We start from the raw sequence: 19,049 nt of genomic DNA on the forward strand, positions 1-19,049 counted from the left end.
AACAGCTAAATTTTTTTTTGAGAGGTCAGCTTAAAAAAATTATAAAAAAAAGCCAAAACGTTAGTTTTGGCTTTTGCTAGCAAGTTTGTATGTGTGGCAAATAGTTTATGCGCCTGGGCCACATTCCATACATGAATTTACAATGTCTGGGCCAAATTTAAGTTTGGCGTTTAAATCGCGAAGGGCGGTACGTAACCCTTCTTCAATTACTGGGTGGTAAAATGGCATCTCAAGCATTTCTGGTACGGTCATTTTGTTTTGTACAGCCCATGCTAGTAAGTGAGCGATGTGTTCGGCTTGTGGGCCAATAAATTCTGCACCTAAAAATAAGCCTGTACCTTGCTCTGCATATACACGCATATGACCTTTGTTTTTAAGCATTACTCGGCTACGGCCTTGGTTTTCAAAGCTGACTTCGCCTACTTCAAAACAACCACATGGGCCTAAACGGTCGGTAATTTGCTTGTAGCTTTCGCCTACCATTGCTATTTGTGGGTCGCTAAATACAGCTGCAATTTTAGCTCTGCGCAGACCTATACGCACATCTGGGAAGCGCCCGGCATTTTGACCTGCAATAGCACCTTGGTCTGATGCTTCGTGTAACAATGGGAGCATGTTACTCGCATCGCCTGCTATAAATATGTTCGATTCACCACACTGCATTGTGTGTGTGTCTGCGTGCGGTACGCCGCGTTCATCAAGTTCAATACCGGTGTTTTCAAGGCCTAGTTTATCTACGTTAGGTACTCGGCCTGTGGCTGCAAGTACGTAGTCAAACTGTTCGGTGTGTTTTTCACCTTGTTTGTCGGTGTAAGTTAGCTGTGCTTTGTCACCAACTTGCATCATGTCAGATACGTTTGAGTCGGTATCTACAAAAAATTCTTCAGCAAAAACAGTATTTGCATAGTCTTTTACTACTGGGTCTGTAAGTGGGCCAATTGCGCCGCCTACACCAAATAGTTTTACATTTACGCCTAGTCGGCTAAGTGCTTGGCCAATTTCAAGACCTATTACACCAGGGCCAAATACAGCGACTGATTCTGGTAGGTCATCCCAATCAAATACGTCGTCGTTTATAATAAGTTTGTCGCCAAAGTTATTAAATACGCCAGGGTACGAAGGGCGTGAACCGGTGGCAATTACAAAGCGTTTTGCTGTAATAATTGTGTGGTCGTCTATTTGTATGCGGTTTGTGTCTAAAAATTTAGCGTAACCACGAATTTTATCACCATCTGGTAATTCATCTACGGCTTCTACTACGAATCCTGCAAAACGATCTCGTTCACTTTTAACGCGTGCCATAACTGCTTTGCCATCAATGACTGGCTTTGAGCTATGAACACCAAATGCAGGAGCCATTTCAATTGCGTGTGCAGCTTCTGCGGCTGCAATCAATAACTTGCTTGGCATACAACCAACACGTGCACATGTGGTGCCGTATGGGCCTGATTCGATCATTAATACATTTTGTGTGAACTGTTTAGCATTACGATAAGCACTTAAACCAGCAGTGCCTGCGCCTATAACAACAACATCGGTTTGCAATTCTTTCATCGTATTTTTTCCTCTAATAAATAGGGGCATAAAAGCCCCTATTTTTTACCTACTAACGTTAGGTATTTAATTTACTTATTAATTAAGCAAAGTATTTTTCTAAGTCGTCTGAACCACCGATGTGTTTACCACCAATGAATATTTGTGGAACAGTGTCACGACCAGATACAGCTTTTAAACTTGTTAGTGATGCGCCTGCACCCATAACAATCTCTTCATATGCGAAGCCTTTTTCTGCAAGAAGCTCTTTTGCTTTTTTACAGAAAGGACAGCCAGGTTTAGTAAAGATGCTTACTGGTTCTGGTTTAGCTTGCTTAGGGTTGATGTAATCAAGCATTGTGTCTGCATCAGATACTTCAAACGGGTCACCTGGTAAATCTGGTTCGATGAACATTTTGTCAATCACGCCATCTTTAACAAGCATAGAGTATCTCCAGCTGCGCTTACCAAAGCCTAGGTCGTTCTTGTCTACTAACATGCCCATGCCGTCAGTAAATTCGCCGTTGCCATCTGGTAATAAAGTAATGTTTTGCGCTTCTTGATGCTCAGCCCATGCGTTCATTACAAAGGTATCGTTTACTGATAAACATACAATTTCGTCAACGCCGTTTTGCTTAAGTACGCCTGCTAATTCGTTGTAACGTGGTAAGTGAGTTGATGAACATGTTGGTGTGAATGCACCTGGTAGTGAAAACACTACAACAGTTTTACCTTTAAAAATGTCATCTGTTGTTACTGATTTCCAATCGTTATTTTGACGAGTTGCAAATGTAACACTTGGGATTGTTTGACCTTCGATATTGTTTAACATAATTTTTGTTCCTCTTGATTTGTTGATAGCCATTATGGTGAATAATTAAATATAGTTCCAATCGTTTGTTTGTATTAAACTGATAGTTATAAACTATCACGTAGAGCTGAATATGAACTTAAAAGATTTTGAATATGTAAAAGCAATAGCGCAATATAAACATTTTCGCAAAGCTGCCGATGCATGTTTTGTAAGCCAGCCTACATTAAGTGGTCAAGTAAAAAAACTCGAAAATGAGCTTGGCGTTACTTTGTTTGATCGCTCAACCAAGCAAGTTACCTTAACAGCAAAAGGTGAACGTTTGTTGACGCAAATAGAGATTATTTTAGAACAAACGCAAATACTCAAAGAACTTGCTGCTACTTCTAACGAGCCTCTACAAGGTAAATTAACTATTGGTATTATTCCTACCATTGCGCCTTACTTGTTGCCTGCGTTATTAACATCGATGAAAGCGGCATTTATTGATAGCCAGTTTTCGTTTATTGAGATGCAAACAGCAACAATTTTAGAAGCTTTAAACAAGGGTGAACTCGACTTTGCTATTTTAGCCGATGTGCCAGAGCTTATTAATTACCATACGGTTGCTTTATACAAAGAAGATTTTTTAGTGGCGGTATCACACGATAACGCGCTGTCTAAGCATAAAAAAGTAGCGCTGAGCGATCTTCAAGGATGCAGCCTATTAATGTTAAGTGATGGCCATTGCTTTAAAGATCAAGCCCAAAAGTTTTGTTTTTCTGCAGGAGTCGATGTATCTAACCAGTATAAAGGTAATAGTTTAGAAACATTATTAGCGTTAGTGGCTATGGATGACGGTATTACATTTGTACCAAAGTTGGCATGTACCGACCGTGTAGGGATTGATTACTTGCCTATATTTCCTAATCAGCAGCGTAATGTGGTGTTTGCATGCAGAAAGCATTATCCGCATTTATCTGGTGTAGAACAATTGGGCGAGTGGTTATCGGCTCACCCTAATTTAAAAGCTAAATTGAGTAAAAAACTCTAAAGATCTTGGCTGATTATTTCTACAACATCGTTAATTTGCACGCCAGGTAGTGGTTTGTCATCAATACTGACAGCTACTGCAGTTTGCTGATAAAGCTGCTCTACGCGAATTTTATTAAGCGTGGTGATGGTGTGTGGCATAACATTACCTGCCGCGTCGGTTAAATAGTTATGGTGCGCAATGCTTAGCATTTGGCCTTTTTTTAACCCATGAGCTTTACCTAAGTTAATAACGATTTTGCTATTTTCCATATGCATTATTTTACCTTGAGTAGGTAAACACGCCATAGCTGCTTGAATGTCATAACTTACTGATTGGTTGATATCGGTTATGCTTTGCCCATAAGGCGATTGCCAAAATCTATCACTATTAACATCAACTATGGTTGTTTTTTCAAATGGCCAAATTGCTTGAGTATGGTAACTATTTTGCCAAAGTTGCTCATAGGTAGTGCCATCAAACAGTGCAAACTCAATGTTGTAACTGCGCTCATACGCCTCGTCTTGCCAAAATGCATAATCGTTATTGAGTTTGTCGCTAGTCGAAAGGCTGGTTATTTGGCTAAGCAGAACATATTGAGCGTTACTTCGCGAAGATATTTCTTCTAATTGAGCGTTTGAATAGTCGTGCTGCTGCGAAAAGTATTTATCAACGCTTATTGCATTATTATAGTAAGCAATAGGTACTGCGCTCATTTTTGATTTTTGCAGGGAAGTAAAAATATTTTTGCTAATCGCTTTGCTTACGTCAAATATTTGACCCATTTTGGCGTGTTCACGATGAACAAGTTGGCTTTGTGTAACGGCCACAAACTTATTAAAACTATTTTGTGGGCATTGCTCTGTTTGAGAAAAAATATCGAGTCGTAATGTAATCGCAAATTTATTGTCGTATTTATTTTCGCTGATCAGTTCAATTTTTTGAATTTCGCCGTGGCTGCTAATTTTTAGCTGATCTTGCATTAACACGCCATCTACTAAGGTTTGTACAGAGCTAACCCGTGCGCCAGAGAACACTAGCGCTTGTGTAATCGCATCTTTTATAGCGGCAGATTTAGCCGCGCTTGTATCACCATTTTGAACGTTCGCATGGCCCGTTGATTCATACCACTGCGCTTTAGTAAAAGTGGAGAACGTTAATAATGCCGTTGCACTTAACCCTGCAAATGCCAATGATAAAAACGACTTCATACTTTTACTCCAATTAAACGTTAGCTATTAACTAGGTAGAGCAAGGACTGTACCAATGTTATTTGGTAATTATTAGTAATGCTATAAATGGCATTAAACGTGCATATGTACTGCTAATTACTATACAAGGGCTAAATGCTATGCGAGCAATTTCATTACTTATTACACTTGGGTGTTTAACCTTAGGTGGTTGTAGCAGCGTTTTTGATAAGCATGTTGAATATAAATATGTAGAGCCAAATAATTACCCCGTTTTAAAAGCGATAGGGTATGCACCTATTAGCTTGCAAAAAGGCGCTAACGCGTCGCAAAAACAACTTATGGCCATTAAGGCTTCTAAGCTTGAAGCTTACCGCGAGCTTACTGAGCAAGTATATGGGCAAAAAATTACCGCAGGAACAACGGTGGAAGGTTCAATTGCTCAAGACGATTACTTAGAAAGTAAAGTGCAGGGGCTTATTAAAGGTGCACAAATAATTAAAACTTACGCGGTAGATGACACTTACGTGACCGAGCTTGAGCTTAATATGAAGCGTGTGCACGATTTATACATAGGTGAAGTAAAACCACGCGAAGTTAAAAAAGTAACTTATTACTAAATAACCCAGTTGATTAAAAAAGTTATTCAAAATATCTCATCCTCTTATATTGAGTGCTATGCTGTTGTTAGGATTAATTTTTAAGCAGATTGCGTAGTGCTCAACAGATGTATTTTATTGCCACTTATATTAACAGTGGCTCTGTAAATGGCGTTTAAGCCAACTCATTTAAATCCTAAATTATTTATATGGTGCAAAGCCAATTTGCGCTACCTATTACTGTTTTTTGTACTCTCTAGTGGTGTGCTTGCAAGCCGACTAACTATTCAATTTAATACCTTTATTGAGCTGATGGGTCAAAAATATGGACCTGCGCGAGCGGCTGTTGCACGTAACTGGCAAAGTATGTTGGTACAAACTCAAAACAAACCAGAGCAACAACAAATTCTTATTGTTAATGATTTTTTTGCGCGTAATTTACGCTACCAAACTGATATTTTGCTATGGAAACAAAACGATTATTGGGCAACCCCTTTAGAAACGTTAGGCAGAGGCCTAGGTGATTGTGAAGATTACGCAATAGCAAAGTATATAAGCTTGAGAGCCCTAGGGGTGAGTGACGACAAGTTACGCCTTATTTATGTAAAAGCAAAAATTGCGGGCACTAACAAAACGCAAGCACATATGGTGTTAGGTTATTTTGCTACACCAAACGCTCAGCCACTTATTTTAGACAGTTTAATAACAAAGGTTTTACCTGCTGCAAAACGTGTAGATTTAAGCCCTGTTTTTAGCTTTAACAGCCAAGGTTTATGGGCTAATAATTCAACCAAAAGTGTAGCCAGCCCAACAGCAAGACTTTCACGCTGGCGTAAAATTTTGGAGCAGACAACCAAAGAAGGAGTTATGTGGTAATGGCATCATTTTCCTTATCTAAGTATCTTAAAAAACGAAAAATAACACTCAGGCAAGAGCTGTGGATTGCATTATTAATTGTTATTTTTGTAGGCTTTATAAGTAGTGTTTTAATTAGCACTAATTCGGCTAAAAGTTATTTTTCGACCCAGCTGTACTTAAAAAATGTAGATAACGCCAGTTCACTCGCGTTAATGATCAGCCAATTAGACAAAGACCCTGTTGAGCTTGAATTATTAGTATCGGCCACATTTGATACCGGTCACTATAAGCGAATAGAACTACAAAACCCTAATGGTGAGGTGATTGTTAAACGCACGTTTACCGATGAACTCGAAGCGACGGCTCCGCAGTGGTTTAGAGCAATGTATGGATTAAATGTACAGCCAGGGGTTGGGCAAGTAAATGATGGTTGGCAGCAGTTTGGTACTTTGTTTATAGAAAGCCATAGTCAATATGCTGAGCAAGCCTTATGGGAAAGTGCGCTTAAATTATTTTTTAGTTTTTTAATTGTCGCTTTTTTTGCTTGTATAGTTAGTGCTTACTTTTTAAGTAGGATTTTAAAACCATTAGATGATGTTGTGTATCAGGCTAATGCATTTGGTGAAAAACGTTTTATTAAATCCACTGTTCCTCGTACATTTGAGTTTGCACGTTTAGTGCAGTCTATGAACCAATTATCTACCCGTTTTAGTCGTATTATTAAAGAAGATAGTAAACGTTTAGAAGAGCTTAGATTTAAATCGCAACACGATGAGCTAACTGGTTTAGCAAATAGAGAATACTTTGGTGCAACGCTTGAGGCTCACTTACAAAAATCGAAAGATCATGCCCATGGTGCTTTGTTTTTATTTAGGGTTGTAAACCTCGATCGCGTAAGTGAGGAAGTGGGACGAGTAGAAATGGTTAACTTTCTACGTCGATTTTCACAGATGTTGGTTAGCTTCTTAGAGAGCAACCAAGAACACTTTTCTGAAAATTACATTGCACGTATTTCTCACAGCGATTTTACAGTTTTATTTAGTGATATTGATGATATTCAAGCAATCAGTGAACGTATTTTATTGATGCATCAATCGTTTGTTGAAGAGTATAAAAACGTTAAGCTAGCGATACCTCACAGCTGTACTTATATTCAAAAAGACGACACGCGATTTGATGTATTAAAGCGTGCGGATGAACTTTTAAAATCATCGGGTAAACGATCTGATGTACAAGCAAAAGTAGCTCAAATCAAGCAGGAAAGTGAGCTGTTTGATAATGCAACTAGCTGGAAAAATGCCATAGAAAAGGCACTCAACAATAATAATTTAGAAATAAATACTTATCCAGTAACTAGCTTTACAGGGCAGGTAATGCAAAATCAATTAGGGTTGAGCCTAAAGCTTGGTGGGCAAGTATACCGTGCTAGTTACTACTACCAGTGGGCTAATCGATTAAAGTTATTAGCGCGTTTAGATTGGGGTTTAATTAAGGCGTTGGTGGCTCATTATAGTATTGAGCCACCAAGTGAACTGATTTCGGTTGAATTATCTGCTCAAACGTTACTTGATGATGCTGCACTTGCTTCGATTCTTACGTACCTTTCGGCGTTTCCTGATTTAGCCTCTAAAATTTGTTTTGATATTCGTGAAAGTATTGCCGTTAGCGAAATTGAGATATTTAAAGATTTTTGTGAGCAGGCTCGATGTATGGGCGCTAAGGTAGCATTAAAACGTGTGGGCCCTGAATTTACTAAAATTAATAAAATTCAGGAGTTTGGGCTTGAAATGATTAAGGTTGATAGCGTTTACGGACACAATATTAGTTACAGCCAAGATAACCAAACATTCTTGCGGGGAGTGTGTACGTTAGCGCATTCTATTGGCATTAAAGTGGTGGCTCAAGGTGTAACAAGCCAAGATGATATAGATACGCTTATTAACTTAGGTTTTGATGGGGTTATTAAAGAGTAAGTAATAGGCATTAACTGTGCGGTTAATGCCCTTTTACAACTAACATTAATTGAATACGGTCGCGAACTTTTAGCTTATTAAATATAGAGCTCATATGCTCTTTAATTGTGCGTTCTGTAATATTTAAAGATTCTGCAGCTTGCTTATTAGTTGCACCTGTTACAACAATATCGACTACTTGACGTTCTCGCTTTGTGAGTACATCAAGCTCGCATGTGCTCGCATATTTAAACGGTGTATTTGATAAAGCTCCTACTAAGTTAGATAGTAATTGCCCTGGTAACCATATTCCGCCGGTACAAATTGTCTCAAGTACTTGTTCAATAATTACTTTAGTAGCAAGTGCTTCTACGTACCCCCTAGCTCCTGCTTCAAGCGCACTTCTTAGTTGATTTATTTCTAGTTCGTTGGTCATAACTATAACCAGTAAACGTTGCTGAGAATACTTTTTAACAAGCTCAAGCCAATTAGGTGTGCCGGCCAAAACCCAAATAATACTTGATGCCGTGACTCTGTGTGGTTCTTTTGTGCATATTAAACAACCAGGAAACGCTGTATGCCAGTGTTTCGATTCAAATTCAGGCTGTGTAATAAAAATACTTTGGCGCATTACTTCTCCATTTATAAAATGTTTTAACGCTCTGTCATTGCTTGCGATGTAGCTCTAAGAACCGGTTTTAAAATATACTCAAGTACGGTTTTTTTACCGGTAATAATATCCACTTGAGTGGTCATTCCTGGAATAATAGTCAGCTCTTTTGAAAAATTATTTTTGGTGGTTTTTAGCTGCACCAAATAAAAGGTATTCTCGCGGTCATCTGTAATTGTATCGGCACTTATATGTAATACTTCGGCTTCAAGGCCACCATATACGGCAAAGTCGTAGGCACTAAATTTTATCATTGCAGATTGCCCAGGGCGTAAAAATGCAATGTCTTTAGGCGGGATTTTTGCCTCTACTACAAGTTGATCGTCAAGCGGGACAATTTCCATAACATCACTACCTGGCTGTAAAATACCGCCAACAGTATTAACTAATAATCGTTGTACAGTGCCTTTAACAGGAGAGCGTATTTCAGTTTGAGTTACTTTATCGGCTAAGCCAGATTCAGTTTCTTTAATTGAATCTAGTCGCAGTAGCGCTTCGGAGAGTTCATTGTTCCAGCGGTTAATCATAACGAGCTCAACTTCGGTTACCTTATTTTTAGCTTCGTTAATGGCCGAAAGACTCCTATTTATAACTGCTTTGGTTCTGTTTATCTCGCCGTTTAAATCAACTATTTGACGCTCTAAACGAATAATATCTATATCCGAAATAGCACCGGTGCGTAACAATGGGCGGGTCACTTTAAGCTCCCTGTTTGTTAAGCGTAGCGCGCTGGTATGCTGCTGAAGTGCCGCTTTTGCTTCAATATAATCTTGGTGTCGCTGCTCTAGTTGGCGTTTGTGTATACTTACCTGTTGCTCCAACTCTTGGCTGTTACTCAAATAAAGAGAGCGTTCGTGTTGAACCACCTGAGGTGCATTTTTTATAACATCTTCGTTAAATACGAGCTCCTTTTTTTGAGTGAGCGCTCTGAGCCTCGCAACTTTTGCACTTAACGATTCAACCTTGGATTGATTTTCTCTAAAGCTAGAAATAAAGCGGGTAGGGTCTATTTTAATGAGTACATCCCCCTCGTTTACTATTTGGCCTTCTCGGACATTTATTTTTTCGACCATACCGCCGTCATAAGATTGAATAAGCTGTAATTTATTAGAGGGAATAACACGGCCCTCGCCACGAGCAACTTCATCCAAATTAGCAAAGCCAGACCACACAATGAGACATATAAACGTTAAGCAAATTAAATAAAGTAGTAACCTAGCGCTTGCTGGTTCCTGCTGCATTTTTTCCCACTGTGCATCTACTACCCAGTCTTGAGTATTTGGCGGTGAGATCCATCCTTTAAATAGTTTATTAAATACGGATGGCTTACCTTGTTTTCTTGCTTCTATTGCTTTGCTAACAGATTCAAAAGAGCGTTGTTCAAGTGGTTTTTTGTTATCACTCATGAGGCTTGCTCCACGGTTTTATTATTTAACGCCGCAATTACTTTTTGTTTCGGTCCATCAGCAACTACTTTTCCGTTATCTAAAACTATAATACGGTCAACAAGCTCGAGTAATGATGAGCGGTGAGTCACTACAATTAGGGTTTTATCTTTAGAATAATTTTTTAAATTGTTAATAATTTTACTTTCACTATTATGATCTAGCGATGAGGTTGGTTCATCTAGTAATAGTATTGGTGGGTCGTTAATTATGGCTCTTGCCATACCTACAGCTTGGCGTTGCCCTCCTGATAATTGGCGGCCTTGCTCGCCTACTTGTAAATCAAATCCGTCTGGGTGCGAATTAATTAAATCAAATAATTGGCTTCGCTCACAGGCTTCAATAATTTGCTCGTCTTTGGCATGCCAAGCGCTTATCGTAAGGTTGTCTTTTAAGGTCCCATAAAACAGGGCAACGGTTTGCGGTACATAACCAATATTATGGCGAAGCTCTGCAGGGTCAATTTGATGTATATCGTTATTGTCCATCAAAATTGCTCCTGAACAGGGTTCATATAGCCCTAAAATAAGCTTTTCTAATGTACTTTTACCTGAGCCATTGCGCCCTAAAATTGCAACCTTTTCACCAGCTTTAATTTTAAAACTAACGCCGTTGAGTGCATTATGAGATTCGTCAGAGTATTTAAAGCATACATCTTTAAATTCTATATCGCCCTTTAAAATAGGGTGTCTTAACCAATGCTTACCAGGTGGGCGCTCGACCTCTTTTTCCATAATCTCATTTAGTGATTGCATTGCTATTGCGGCATGATGATATTGCGCTAAAACAGCGGCTGACTGCCCAATAGGGCCCATAGCACGAGATGATAATAAGTAGGCTGCAATTAATCCGCCTTGAGTTAGCTCACCTTCAATAACGAGGTGTACGCCTATTATCATTATTATCACGCCTACACATTGCTGTATCCACGATGCTGTATTTGATATAGAGCTAGAAACGAGTCGACTTTGTGCGTTTACTTGCGCAATGTAAATGGTCGACTTTTCCCATACAGATTGTGTTTTACACTCTGAGTGAAAGCTTTTTACATCTTCAATATTGGTTAAACTTTCTACTAATACTGCATTTCGCATTGAGCTTGCTTTCATTGTTTGCTCTGAAAGGGCTTCAAGTTTGCGGTGTGCGGCTATAGCGTAAGCTAATAATATAAGTGCGCCCGCGATAATGGGTAAACTTAGAGGTACGCCAATAATGGCGATAACAATTAAATATAAAACTACGAATGGTAAGTCGACTAATGCGACAAGCGTTATGGAGCTAAAAAAGTTACGTACAGCTTCAAATGATTGAATATTGCTAGCAAAGGAGCCAGCTGATGATGGACGGTTTTTTAGTTTCATACCTAATACCCGCTCCATAATTACAGCCGATACTTTGACATCTATTCTGCTTGCAGCAAGCTCTACAAAATAGCCTCTTACTAAGCGTAAAACAAAGTCAGCAGTGAGTGCTATTAAAATACCAATGGCAAGTACCCAAAGGGTTTCTGTTGCATGGTTAGGCACTACGCGGTCATATACATTCATTACAAATAAAGGCATAGCAACCGACAAAAAGCCCAAAGCAATAGCTGAAATGATTACGTCTTTATAAAGTGAGCGGCATTCTTTAATTACTCCCCAAAACCATCCGTCTTTTGATAGTTTTTCAAGTACAGGTGTTCGCTCATCAAATGCAAATTCTGGTTGTGCATAAATAATTAAACCAACACTGTTGCCTGCTAATTCATCAATGCTTTGTTCGATAACTGATTCGGTAAGCTCTGGGTAAATTACACTCACCACCTGCTTATCGTAATCAATAGAATTAATAACACAGGCTTGATTGTCTTTTAAAATTAAGATGGCAGGCAGTAGTGCTGTATTAATTTTTTGTAGTGGCTTATTAACTACTTTCGATTTAAAGCCAATGCGCTTAGCTGCGCGCGAAAAACCTGATGGAGTAAGATTTCCATCAGTTAGAGGAAGTCCATTTAATAGTGCTTCTCTTGAAAACTCTTTATCATGATGGCGACATAAAACTGCTAGGCAGTCAACGAGTATGCCACCATGATCAAGTACATCGTTTAATTCCATAAACCATCCAATGTTATGTAGAACTGCATGCGGTTGTTACTACTAAACCTAAACTCGAGAAATAAATTTAGCTTAAATATTTCAAGCCGAGTTTAGGTTATTTACATAACGTTAATTGACTTAGCTATCAGTAATTACAGCTTCGATACGTCGATTCGCAGCATTCGCTCTTACTGATATTTCGTTTACTCGAGGTTGATCAATACCGTACCCGAACGATTTAACACGTTTTGGTTTTATATCGAATTGTTTAATTAGAATTTCAGCAACGGCAAACGCACGTTTTTCAGATAGTTTGCGGTTATATGTTCGATCTCCATCTAGAGATGCATGACCTCGTATTTCAACCTGCTTATTTGGGTTTTCTTTTAAAAAATCTGCAAGCCGACTAATTTCTTGAATATATTGAGACCTTACATCGCTTGAGTCAGCAGAAAAAGGGATACCAATCTCTATATTCGAGGTTGATGCGCTATAAATTGTACAGCCAGATAAATCAACATTAGTTGACAGCGGTGTACTCGGACAAGTGTCTTGCTCGTTTGGTACGCCGTCACCATCATCATCTAAAAAGTTACTTGGTGTAGTGTCGGTTTCCAACGGTATATCTAAGTACCTTGGCATAGCGGTTACACTCATGTAGGCATTATCTTGCTTCGCTTTTTTTTGTAGAAATGCCTTGCGGCTAAAGGTGGTTGCTACATCGTAACTCGGACAAATATTTTGTGCGTTATGCACAATAGGATCGTCAGTTAGCTCTTTTAATGTAGGGTATTTACCTGACATTACGTCAAGTGCTGGCAATAATTTCCCCATTTCTTTTAGCATAGTTAAAATAGCCGATTGGCGGTCGTATAGCGCAACTATGTATGAACGTGTTGATTGGAACGATTCGTTTTCGGCATCAAGCACGTCTAGTAGAGTTCGTTGGCCTATATCAAATTGATCTTTATATGCAATTTTAACTTTAGTTGATGATTCGCGGTGTTGATTAAGCGCTGGCAACTTTTGCTCTAGTATAGTGACGTTGTAGTAGGCAATTTGCAGACTTTGACGAATATCAATACAGGCTTGATCTCGTTGATATTTTGCAATGTTTATATCTTGATAAGCTTGTTCTAAATTAGCGCTATCTAGACCACCGTTATACAAGTTATAACTAATATCTATGCCGACTCGCGCTTCTGTTCTGGTTTCATTTTGACCAAGCTCATCTCTATCTTGGCTACCGTAGCGGGCAGATAAATCTACGTTAGGGTGAAAGGCCGCTTTTTGTGCTTTGGCGTTCGCTTTTTGCGCTTCAATATTATACAAAGAGGCATAAAACGAAGGGCTGTTTTTGTAGGCGACGTCTAGCGCTTGGTTAACCGAAATTGGTATATTGTTTTCATCAAGGTCAGCTTGCTTTATATCGTTCATAGGCAGCTCACCTACAACCCTTAGGTAGCGAGCGCTTACATCATGTAAATTTGAGTACTCCGTTAATACATTAGATTGCGCTAGAGATAAACGGCCACTAATTTGTTCTAGGTCTGCTGCGCGCGCTACACCGGCGCCTACGCTTTGCTCTATTTGTTGGTATACAGACTCGTGCTCTTGTAAATTAGCTTCTGCAAGTTGTACTAACTCTTTGAATTTTTGTACGTCAAGTAGTGCAATCGAGGCTTCAAGTGCTGTTTGTTCTGTTTGAGAAATAAGCTCAAAGTACCTAATAAGTTGAATACGTTTAAAACGGTCAACTGTATTCGATGTTCTAAAACCGTCATAAAGCATTTGAGTAACGCTTAATTCGGCTGTATTACGGTTATATTCTTCTTCAATACCGTAATTTCTTCTTTCATATCCTGCACTTGCTGATACATCAACACTTGGTAAATAACCTGAACGGGCAGCATCCACTCCATAAATAGAAGATTTAAAAGCATGCCATGCTTCTTGTACTTCAGGATTGTTTTCAATCGCTTTACTTGAAACGTAGGTAAGTGGCATTGCTGATTGTTCGTTTGCATGCACGTAGTTTGATAAAGTTACGGCTGTAATCGCTAATCCGATTAACATAGTCCCTTGGTGCTTTTTAAAAGTGTTTTTTATAATCATTTCTTCCTCTTAGATCCTGTTAAGACCAAAAATACTCTCTTAAATATTTAGTAAAGGAGTACTTATTTTGCAAGTAATCTTTTCGGGTAGCATAAAAAAAAATTTCTACCACTTTTTTGTTGATTTTTTATTTTTGAATTTTTCTTCTAAACCTGTACTTGAGTCCAGTATCTATGTGCTTTTTTTGTTCTACCTTTAACTTATTAGATTGTTATTTTAAAAAGTTTGAGGGTACCTAAATGGAAGCAAATCAACTTGTAGTTATTGATATTCAGGGTTCGGCGGGTGTTGTGTTAGATGATGGATCGGTAAGAGCCTTAAACGTGGGTGACATTATTACCGTAGGTGATTTAGTTGTTACTGCTATTAAGTCGTCGTTACAAATAGATGTGCAAGGTGAAACCTTATCTATACCCGCAAATCAAAAGGTAAAAATAACACCAGACCTATTAGCTAAAGAAGCAAGAGACGCTAGCGAAACAACTGTTTTTGATGAAAGTTTAGATGAAGCAATCGCAAGCTTAGGTACAGAACAAGACTCATCAACAGCAGCTAATTCAGACGTTACAGATTTTTTAGATGCATTAGAAGGTGATGGAGACCTTTTAGATAGCTTAGAAGCAACAGCTGCTGGTGGCGGCAACGCTGCTGGTGCAGATGGAGGCAGTTCGTTTGTACAGTTAACCCGAATTTCTGAAAGTGTTGATCCTAGTAGTGTTACTTTTGATTCATCTTTTGATCAAAGCGCTACTGAAGCTTTTAATTTAAGAGATACCTCTGATGGTATTGTGCCTGACGCAACTTCAGCTTCTATTTCACTTAATGAGCTGGGTGTTACCAATTCATCACAACCAACAATTACTGGTACGAGCGAAAACTTAATTGGCGAAACAGTTAATGTAACGGTAACTGATGTTGATGGAAATTCTCAAGTAGTTAGTGTTGTGATTGGCCCTGATGGTACCTTTGAAATAACCCTACCAACTCCAGTTGCGGATGGCCCTGTGACCGTTGTTGTTGAAGCAACAGATCCTGTTGGCAACCCTATAAACGACACTATTTCTATAGAAATTGATACAACACCTCCACTTATTGCTATTGATCCTGTTGCCGATTCTGCTTCGCAAACAGTGACAGTAACAGGGACTGTATCTGGGTTGAACACTGGGGATAATGTGTCAGTCACGTTAACGGATAGTGCAGGTACGGTACAAACAATTGTTACTCAGGTTGATGCGCTAGGAAATTGGGTTATTACTACTACCTCACCTTTATCTGAAGGAGAGTTTAACGTAAGCGCAGTGGCGATTGATGCCGCTGGAAATCAAGCTGTAGATCAAGCTTTAGCGAATGTAGATTTAACTGCTCCGGTAATCACAGTAAATGTAACTGATGAAACAAATAACGCGACACCACCACTTGTTGGAACAACAAATGGGGTTCCTGAAGGCACGCAAGTAACAATTACTGTTACAGATAGTGCAGGACAAATACAAACATTAACAGCAGTTACTCAAGCCGATGGAAGCTGGAGTGTAGAAGTTGGGACTCCTTTGCCTGAAGGTGATTTTACGGTTGATGCACAAGTAAGCGACAGTGTAGGAAACTTAGCATTAGCAAGTGATTCAGGAGTAGTTGATTTAACGGCGCCTACGGTACAAATTAATAATATTAACGACACTCAAGACACCACGCCAACTATTACAGGTAACGCGCAAGATGTACCTGCTGGCTCTATTATTAGTGTGGTTATTACCGATTTTGATGGTCAAACTCAAACATTATTAACCCAAACTAACGCTGATGGGGATTGGTCTATCGACGTAACTACGCCATTGGCTGAAGGGCAGTTTGAGGTTGATGCAAGTGTAAGTGATGCTGCAGGTAATCAAGCCCAAGCAAATAACCAAGGTGTTGTTGATTTAACAAACCCAGATATTACCGTTACCGCAATTGCTGATACTAACGATACTACACCAACATTTTTAGGTAGGGTGGAAGACGCTCCAGCGGGCTCTGTAATTACAGTATTAGTAACCGATATTAACGGTAGCGTACAAACTTTAACTACTTTATTAAATGAAGATGGCACATGGAGTGTTGATGCTAATGAAATCTTGCCAGGTGGTGAGTTTACCGCAACTGCGTCAGTAACCGATGTAGCAGGTAATGAGGCTACTGCGCAAACAAACGGCGAAATAACGTTTGCTTCTATTTCAATTCAAATCGATGCAATTGCTAATACTAACGATACCACTCCATTTTTAAGTGGTAACACCGGTAATGTGCCTGCAGGTACAACCATTACTTTAACTATTACGGCAAGCGATGGGAGTACATTTACATTACTTGCAGTGACGCAAGAAGATGGTTCGTGGTCTGCACAAGTAACAACTCCTCTGCCTGAGGGCGACTTTACTGTAGTTGCAGCGGTTATAGATGACTCGGGCAATGAGGCGCAAGCAAGTGCAGTAGGTAATGTTGATTTAACTATAAGCATTAATTTTATTATTGATACTAACGATACAACACCAACAATTAGCGGCTCTACACAAGACGTAGAACCTGGTGCGTTAGTAACCGTTACATTTACAGGAAGCGATGGCGTAGCAGAAACCGTGCAAGTAGTTACTGGTGCTGACGGAAGCTGGTCAGTTGAGGCAAGTAATGAATTAGTTGAAGGCCAGTTTAATGTGGTTGCAACTGTAACTGATGCTGCGGGTAATACAGCTTCTGCAAGCGAAACTGGAGAAATTGATTTAACAGATCCTGCAATCACGATTAATCCTATTGAGGATACGAATGATGTAACTCCATCAGTAAGTGGTAACGTAATTGATGTACCAGCAGGAACAGAAGTTACCTTAGTAATAACTGACAGTGAAGGCAATGAACAAACACTCACAACACTTACAAATGCCGATGGTACATATACAGCGGATATTATTGCAGATCTCAGTGAAGGGGATTTCACAGTAACAGCGAGTGTTAGTGATACTGCTGGCAATAGCAGTACTGCAACTGTTACAGGTACGGTTGATTTAACCGCACCAAGTGTGACTATTAACAATATTGCAGATACAAACGATACAACACCTACTCTTACCGGCTCTACCCAAGGATTAGCATCGGGCAGTGAAGTAACTTTAATTGTTACCGATAGTCTAGGAGCTGAGCAACAGTTAGTTACTACTATAAGTGCGGATGGTACTTGGAGTATTGAGATTCCAACTGCTTTAAGTGAGGGGGATTTTACAGTAACAGCTAATGTATCTGATAATGCGGGTAACGCAGCTCAAGATTCACAATTAGGCACAGTTGATACCACCCCTCCTTTAGTTGCAATAAATGACTTTGCTGATTCAAACGATACAACACCTACATTTAGCGGAACAACGAGTGATGTAGCTCCGGGTAGCCTTGTTAGTGTTTTAGTTACTGATGCAAATGGTGAGTCTCAAACATTGACGGCGGTTGTGTCAGAAGATGGAACTTGGCAAGTAGGTGCAACTCAAGCTATTGCTGAAGGCGACTTTACAATTACGGCAACAGTAACAGACGCTGCAGGTAATGAAGCAAGCGATACCGGTACTGGAACAATTGATTTATCAGCTCCAATTATAGCAATTAATGCAATCCCAGATAGCGCCGATACTACTCCAACAATTTCAGGTTCCGTACAAAATGTACCAGCCGGAACAACGGTTACGTTAACATTGACGGACGCTGGTGGTAATACACAAACAATTACAACACAAACGTTAGCTGATGGTACCTGGACAGCTGATGCTATTAATGAGTTAGTTGAAGGTGACTTTGGCGTTAATGCCATCGTTAGCGATGAGGCAGGTAATCAAAGTGAAACTTCAGCACAAGGAACTATTGATAATACCGCACCAACTATTACGATTGATGCACTCGCTGATAGCAATGATACAACACCGACAATTTCTGGCACTGCAACGGGCGAGCCAGAGGGCACCGTTGTTACTATTACCGTGACTGATGAAGCAGGTAACCCACAAACCATCACTACAGAAGTACTCGCTGACGGCACTTTCACTGTTGATGTACCAGATGAATTAAGCGAAGGCGAATACAGCGTAGACGTATCAATCACTGATACTGCTGGTAACGAAAGTACAGAAGTAACAACGGGTACTATTGATACCTCAGCTCCTGTTATTACGATTGATGCACTGGCAGATAGCAACGACACCACACCGACAATTTCTGGCACAGCAACAGGTGAGCCAGAGGGCACAGTTGTTACTATTACGGTAACTGATGACGCTGGTAATCCACAAATAATTACTACTGAAGTACAAGCCGATGGCACCTTTAGTGTTGATGTGCTGAACGAATTAAGTGAAGGTGAATTTACTGTTGAGGTATCGGTTACAGATACTGCGGGCAATGAAACCACAGCAACTACGACTGGCGAGGTTGATACTTTAGCACCGGTGATCACGATAGATGCACTGGCTGATAGTAACGACACTACCCCAACTATTTCAGGTACAGCAACGGGCGAGCCAGAAGGCACAGTTGTTACTATTACCGTGACTGATGAAGCAGGTAACCCACAAATCATTACCACTGAAGTACAAGCCGATGGCACCTTTAGTATTGATGTGCCGAACGAATTAAGTGAAGGTGAATTTACGGTTGAAGTATCGGTTACCGATACTGCAGGGAATGAAACTACCGCAACAACAACAGGCGAAGTTGATACTGCCGCGCCAACAGTTATTATTGACCCCGTAGGTGATACTAACAACACCAC

At 39.7% G+C, this 19,049-nt stretch carries 12 protein-coding genes; 5 read left to right on the top strand and 7 right to left on the bottom strand.

All coding sequences use genetic code 11. The annotated features are described in order from the left end of the window. Positions 1-105: 105 nt before the first annotated feature. Together AAEY62_RS06290 and AAEY62_RS06295 are read right to left on the bottom strand one after the other, a co-directional pair. Positions 106-1,554 (bottom strand): dihydrolipoyl dehydrogenase, encoded by a 1,449-nt coding sequence (locus AAEY62_RS06290; RefSeq protein WP_350634729.1) that lies wholly within the window; start codon positions 1,552-1,554, stop codon positions 106-108. Positions 1,555-1,636: 82 nt separating this feature from the next. After that, the gene (locus tag AAEY62_RS06295; RefSeq protein WP_010553231.1) at positions 1,637-2,365 is read right to left on the bottom strand and encodes a glutathione peroxidase; all 729 of its coding nucleotides are present in this window, start codon (positions 2,363-2,365) and stop codon (positions 1,637-1,639) included. 112 nt (positions 2,366-2,477) lie between these two features. On the opposite strand from AAEY62_RS06295, the gene AAEY62_RS06300 reads away from it, so the two are divergent. Further along, positions 2,478-3,377 carry a LysR substrate-binding domain-containing protein gene (locus tag AAEY62_RS06300; protein ID WP_010553232.1) on the top strand — a complete coding sequence of 300 codons (900 nt, stop codon included), beginning with the start codon at positions 2,478-2,480 and terminating at the stop codon, positions 3,375-3,377. Here the strand turns inward: AAEY62_RS06300 and AAEY62_RS06305 are convergent. Continuing rightward, positions 3,374-4,567, bottom strand: a complete 1,194-nt coding sequence (locus tag AAEY62_RS06305; RefSeq protein ID WP_350634730.1) for a flagellar assembly protein FlgT — start codon at positions 4,565-4,567, stop codon at positions 3,374-3,376. The genes AAEY62_RS06300 and AAEY62_RS06305 overlap by 4 nt on opposite strands. 140 nt (positions 4,568-4,707) lie before the next feature. Between AAEY62_RS06305 and AAEY62_RS06310 the strand changes: the two genes are divergently transcribed. From AAEY62_RS06310 to AAEY62_RS06320, 3 genes are all read left to right on the top strand, one after another. Further along, positions 4,708-5,166, top strand: coding sequence for an LPP20 family lipoprotein (locus tag AAEY62_RS06310; protein WP_008168853.1), 459 nt, complete (start codon positions 4,708-4,710; stop codon positions 5,164-5,166). Between the two features lie 147 nt (positions 5,167-5,313). Beyond that, a complete protein-coding gene (locus tag AAEY62_RS06315) occupies positions 5,314-6,021 on the top strand; it encodes a transglutaminase-like cysteine peptidase (protein WP_024589974.1) in 708 nt (235 codons plus the stop codon). Further along, a complete protein-coding gene (locus tag AAEY62_RS06320) occupies positions 6,021-7,976 on the top strand; it encodes a bifunctional diguanylate cyclase/phosphodiesterase (protein ID WP_024589973.1) in 1,956 nt (651 codons plus the stop codon). The genes AAEY62_RS06315 and AAEY62_RS06320 overlap by 1 nt, the downstream gene beginning before the upstream one ends. A gap of 22 nt (positions 7,977-7,998) precedes the next feature. Here the strand turns inward: AAEY62_RS06320 and AAEY62_RS06325 are convergent, their stop codons facing one another. The 4 genes from AAEY62_RS06325 to AAEY62_RS06340 all read right to left on the bottom strand — a co-directional run bounded on the left by AAEY62_RS06325 (position 7,999) and on the right by AAEY62_RS06340 (position 14,263). Beyond that, positions 7,999-8,586, bottom strand: coding sequence for a response regulator transcription factor (locus AAEY62_RS06325; RefSeq protein WP_007583159.1), 588 nt, complete (start codon positions 8,584-8,586; stop codon positions 7,999-8,001). 23 nt (positions 8,587-8,609) lie between these two features. After that, positions 8,610-10,031, bottom strand: a complete 1,422-nt coding sequence (locus tag AAEY62_RS06330) for an HlyD family type I secretion periplasmic adaptor subunit (protein WP_024608819.1) — start codon at positions 10,029-10,031, stop codon at positions 8,610-8,612. After that, positions 10,028-12,166 carry a type I secretion system permease/ATPase gene (locus tag AAEY62_RS06335; RefSeq protein ID WP_024589970.1) on the bottom strand — a complete coding sequence of 713 codons (2,139 nt, stop codon included), beginning with the start codon at positions 12,164-12,166 and terminating at the stop codon, positions 10,028-10,030. Before AAEY62_RS06335 ends, AAEY62_RS06330 begins: the two co-directional genes overlap by 4 nt. 120 nt (positions 12,167-12,286) lie before the next feature. After that, positions 12,287-14,263, bottom strand: a complete 1,977-nt coding sequence (locus AAEY62_RS06340) for a TolC family outer membrane protein (RefSeq protein WP_024589969.1) — start codon at positions 14,261-14,263, stop codon at positions 12,287-12,289. 239 nt (positions 14,264-14,502) lie between these two features. On the opposite strand from AAEY62_RS06340, the gene AAEY62_RS06345 reads away from it, so the two are divergent. Then, positions 14,503-19,049, top strand: a 4,547-nt coding sequence (locus AAEY62_RS06345; protein ID WP_350634731.1) for a beta strand repeat-containing protein, incomplete at its 3' end; no start/stop codon positions are given.

Source organism: Pseudoalteromonas sp. GW168-MNA-CIBAN-0100, assembly GCF_040309225.1.
Classification (GTDB): domain Bacteria; phylum Pseudomonadota; class Gammaproteobacteria; order Enterobacterales; family Alteromonadaceae; genus Pseudoalteromonas; species Pseudoalteromonas arctica.

What these genes read in the sequence shown, in the direction of transcription:
- AAEY62_RS06290 (WP_350634729.1), bottom strand. Translation starts at nt 1,554, where the DNA reads ATGAAAGAATTGCAAACCGATGTTGTTGTTATAGGCGCAGGCACTGCT.
- AAEY62_RS06295 (WP_010553231.1), bottom strand. Translation starts at nt 2,365, where the DNA reads ATGTTAAACAATATCGAAGGTCAAACAATCCCAAGTGTTACATTTGCA.
- AAEY62_RS06300 (WP_010553232.1), top strand. Translation starts at nt 2,478, where the DNA reads ATGAACTTAAAAGATTTTGAATATGTAAAAGCAATAGCGCAATATAAA.
- AAEY62_RS06305 (WP_350634730.1), bottom strand. Translation starts at nt 4,567, where the DNA reads ATGAAGTCGTTTTTATCATTGGCATTTGCAGGGTTAAGTGCAACGGCA.
- AAEY62_RS06310 (WP_008168853.1), top strand. Translation starts at nt 4,708, where the DNA reads ATGCGAGCAATTTCATTACTTATTACACTTGGGTGTTTAACCTTAGGT.
- AAEY62_RS06315 (WP_024589974.1), top strand. Translation starts at nt 5,314, where the DNA reads ATGGCGTTTAAGCCAACTCATTTAAATCCTAAATTATTTATATGGTGC.
- AAEY62_RS06320 (WP_024589973.1), top strand. Translation starts at nt 6,021, where the DNA reads ATGGCATCATTTTCCTTATCTAAGTATCTTAAAAAACGAAAAATAACA.
- AAEY62_RS06325 (WP_007583159.1), bottom strand. Translation starts at nt 8,586, where the DNA reads ATGCGCCAAAGTATTTTTATTACACAGCCTGAATTTGAATCGAAACAC.
- AAEY62_RS06330 (WP_024608819.1), bottom strand. Translation starts at nt 10,031, where the DNA reads ATGAGTGATAACAAAAAACCACTTGAACAACGCTCTTTTGAATCTGTT.
- AAEY62_RS06335 (WP_024589970.1), bottom strand. Translation starts at nt 12,166, where the DNA reads ATGGAATTAAACGATGTACTTGATCATGGTGGCATACTCGTTGACTGC.
- AAEY62_RS06340 (WP_024589969.1), bottom strand. Translation starts at nt 14,263, where the DNA reads ATGATTATAAAAAACACTTTTAAAAAGCACCAAGGGACTATGTTAATC.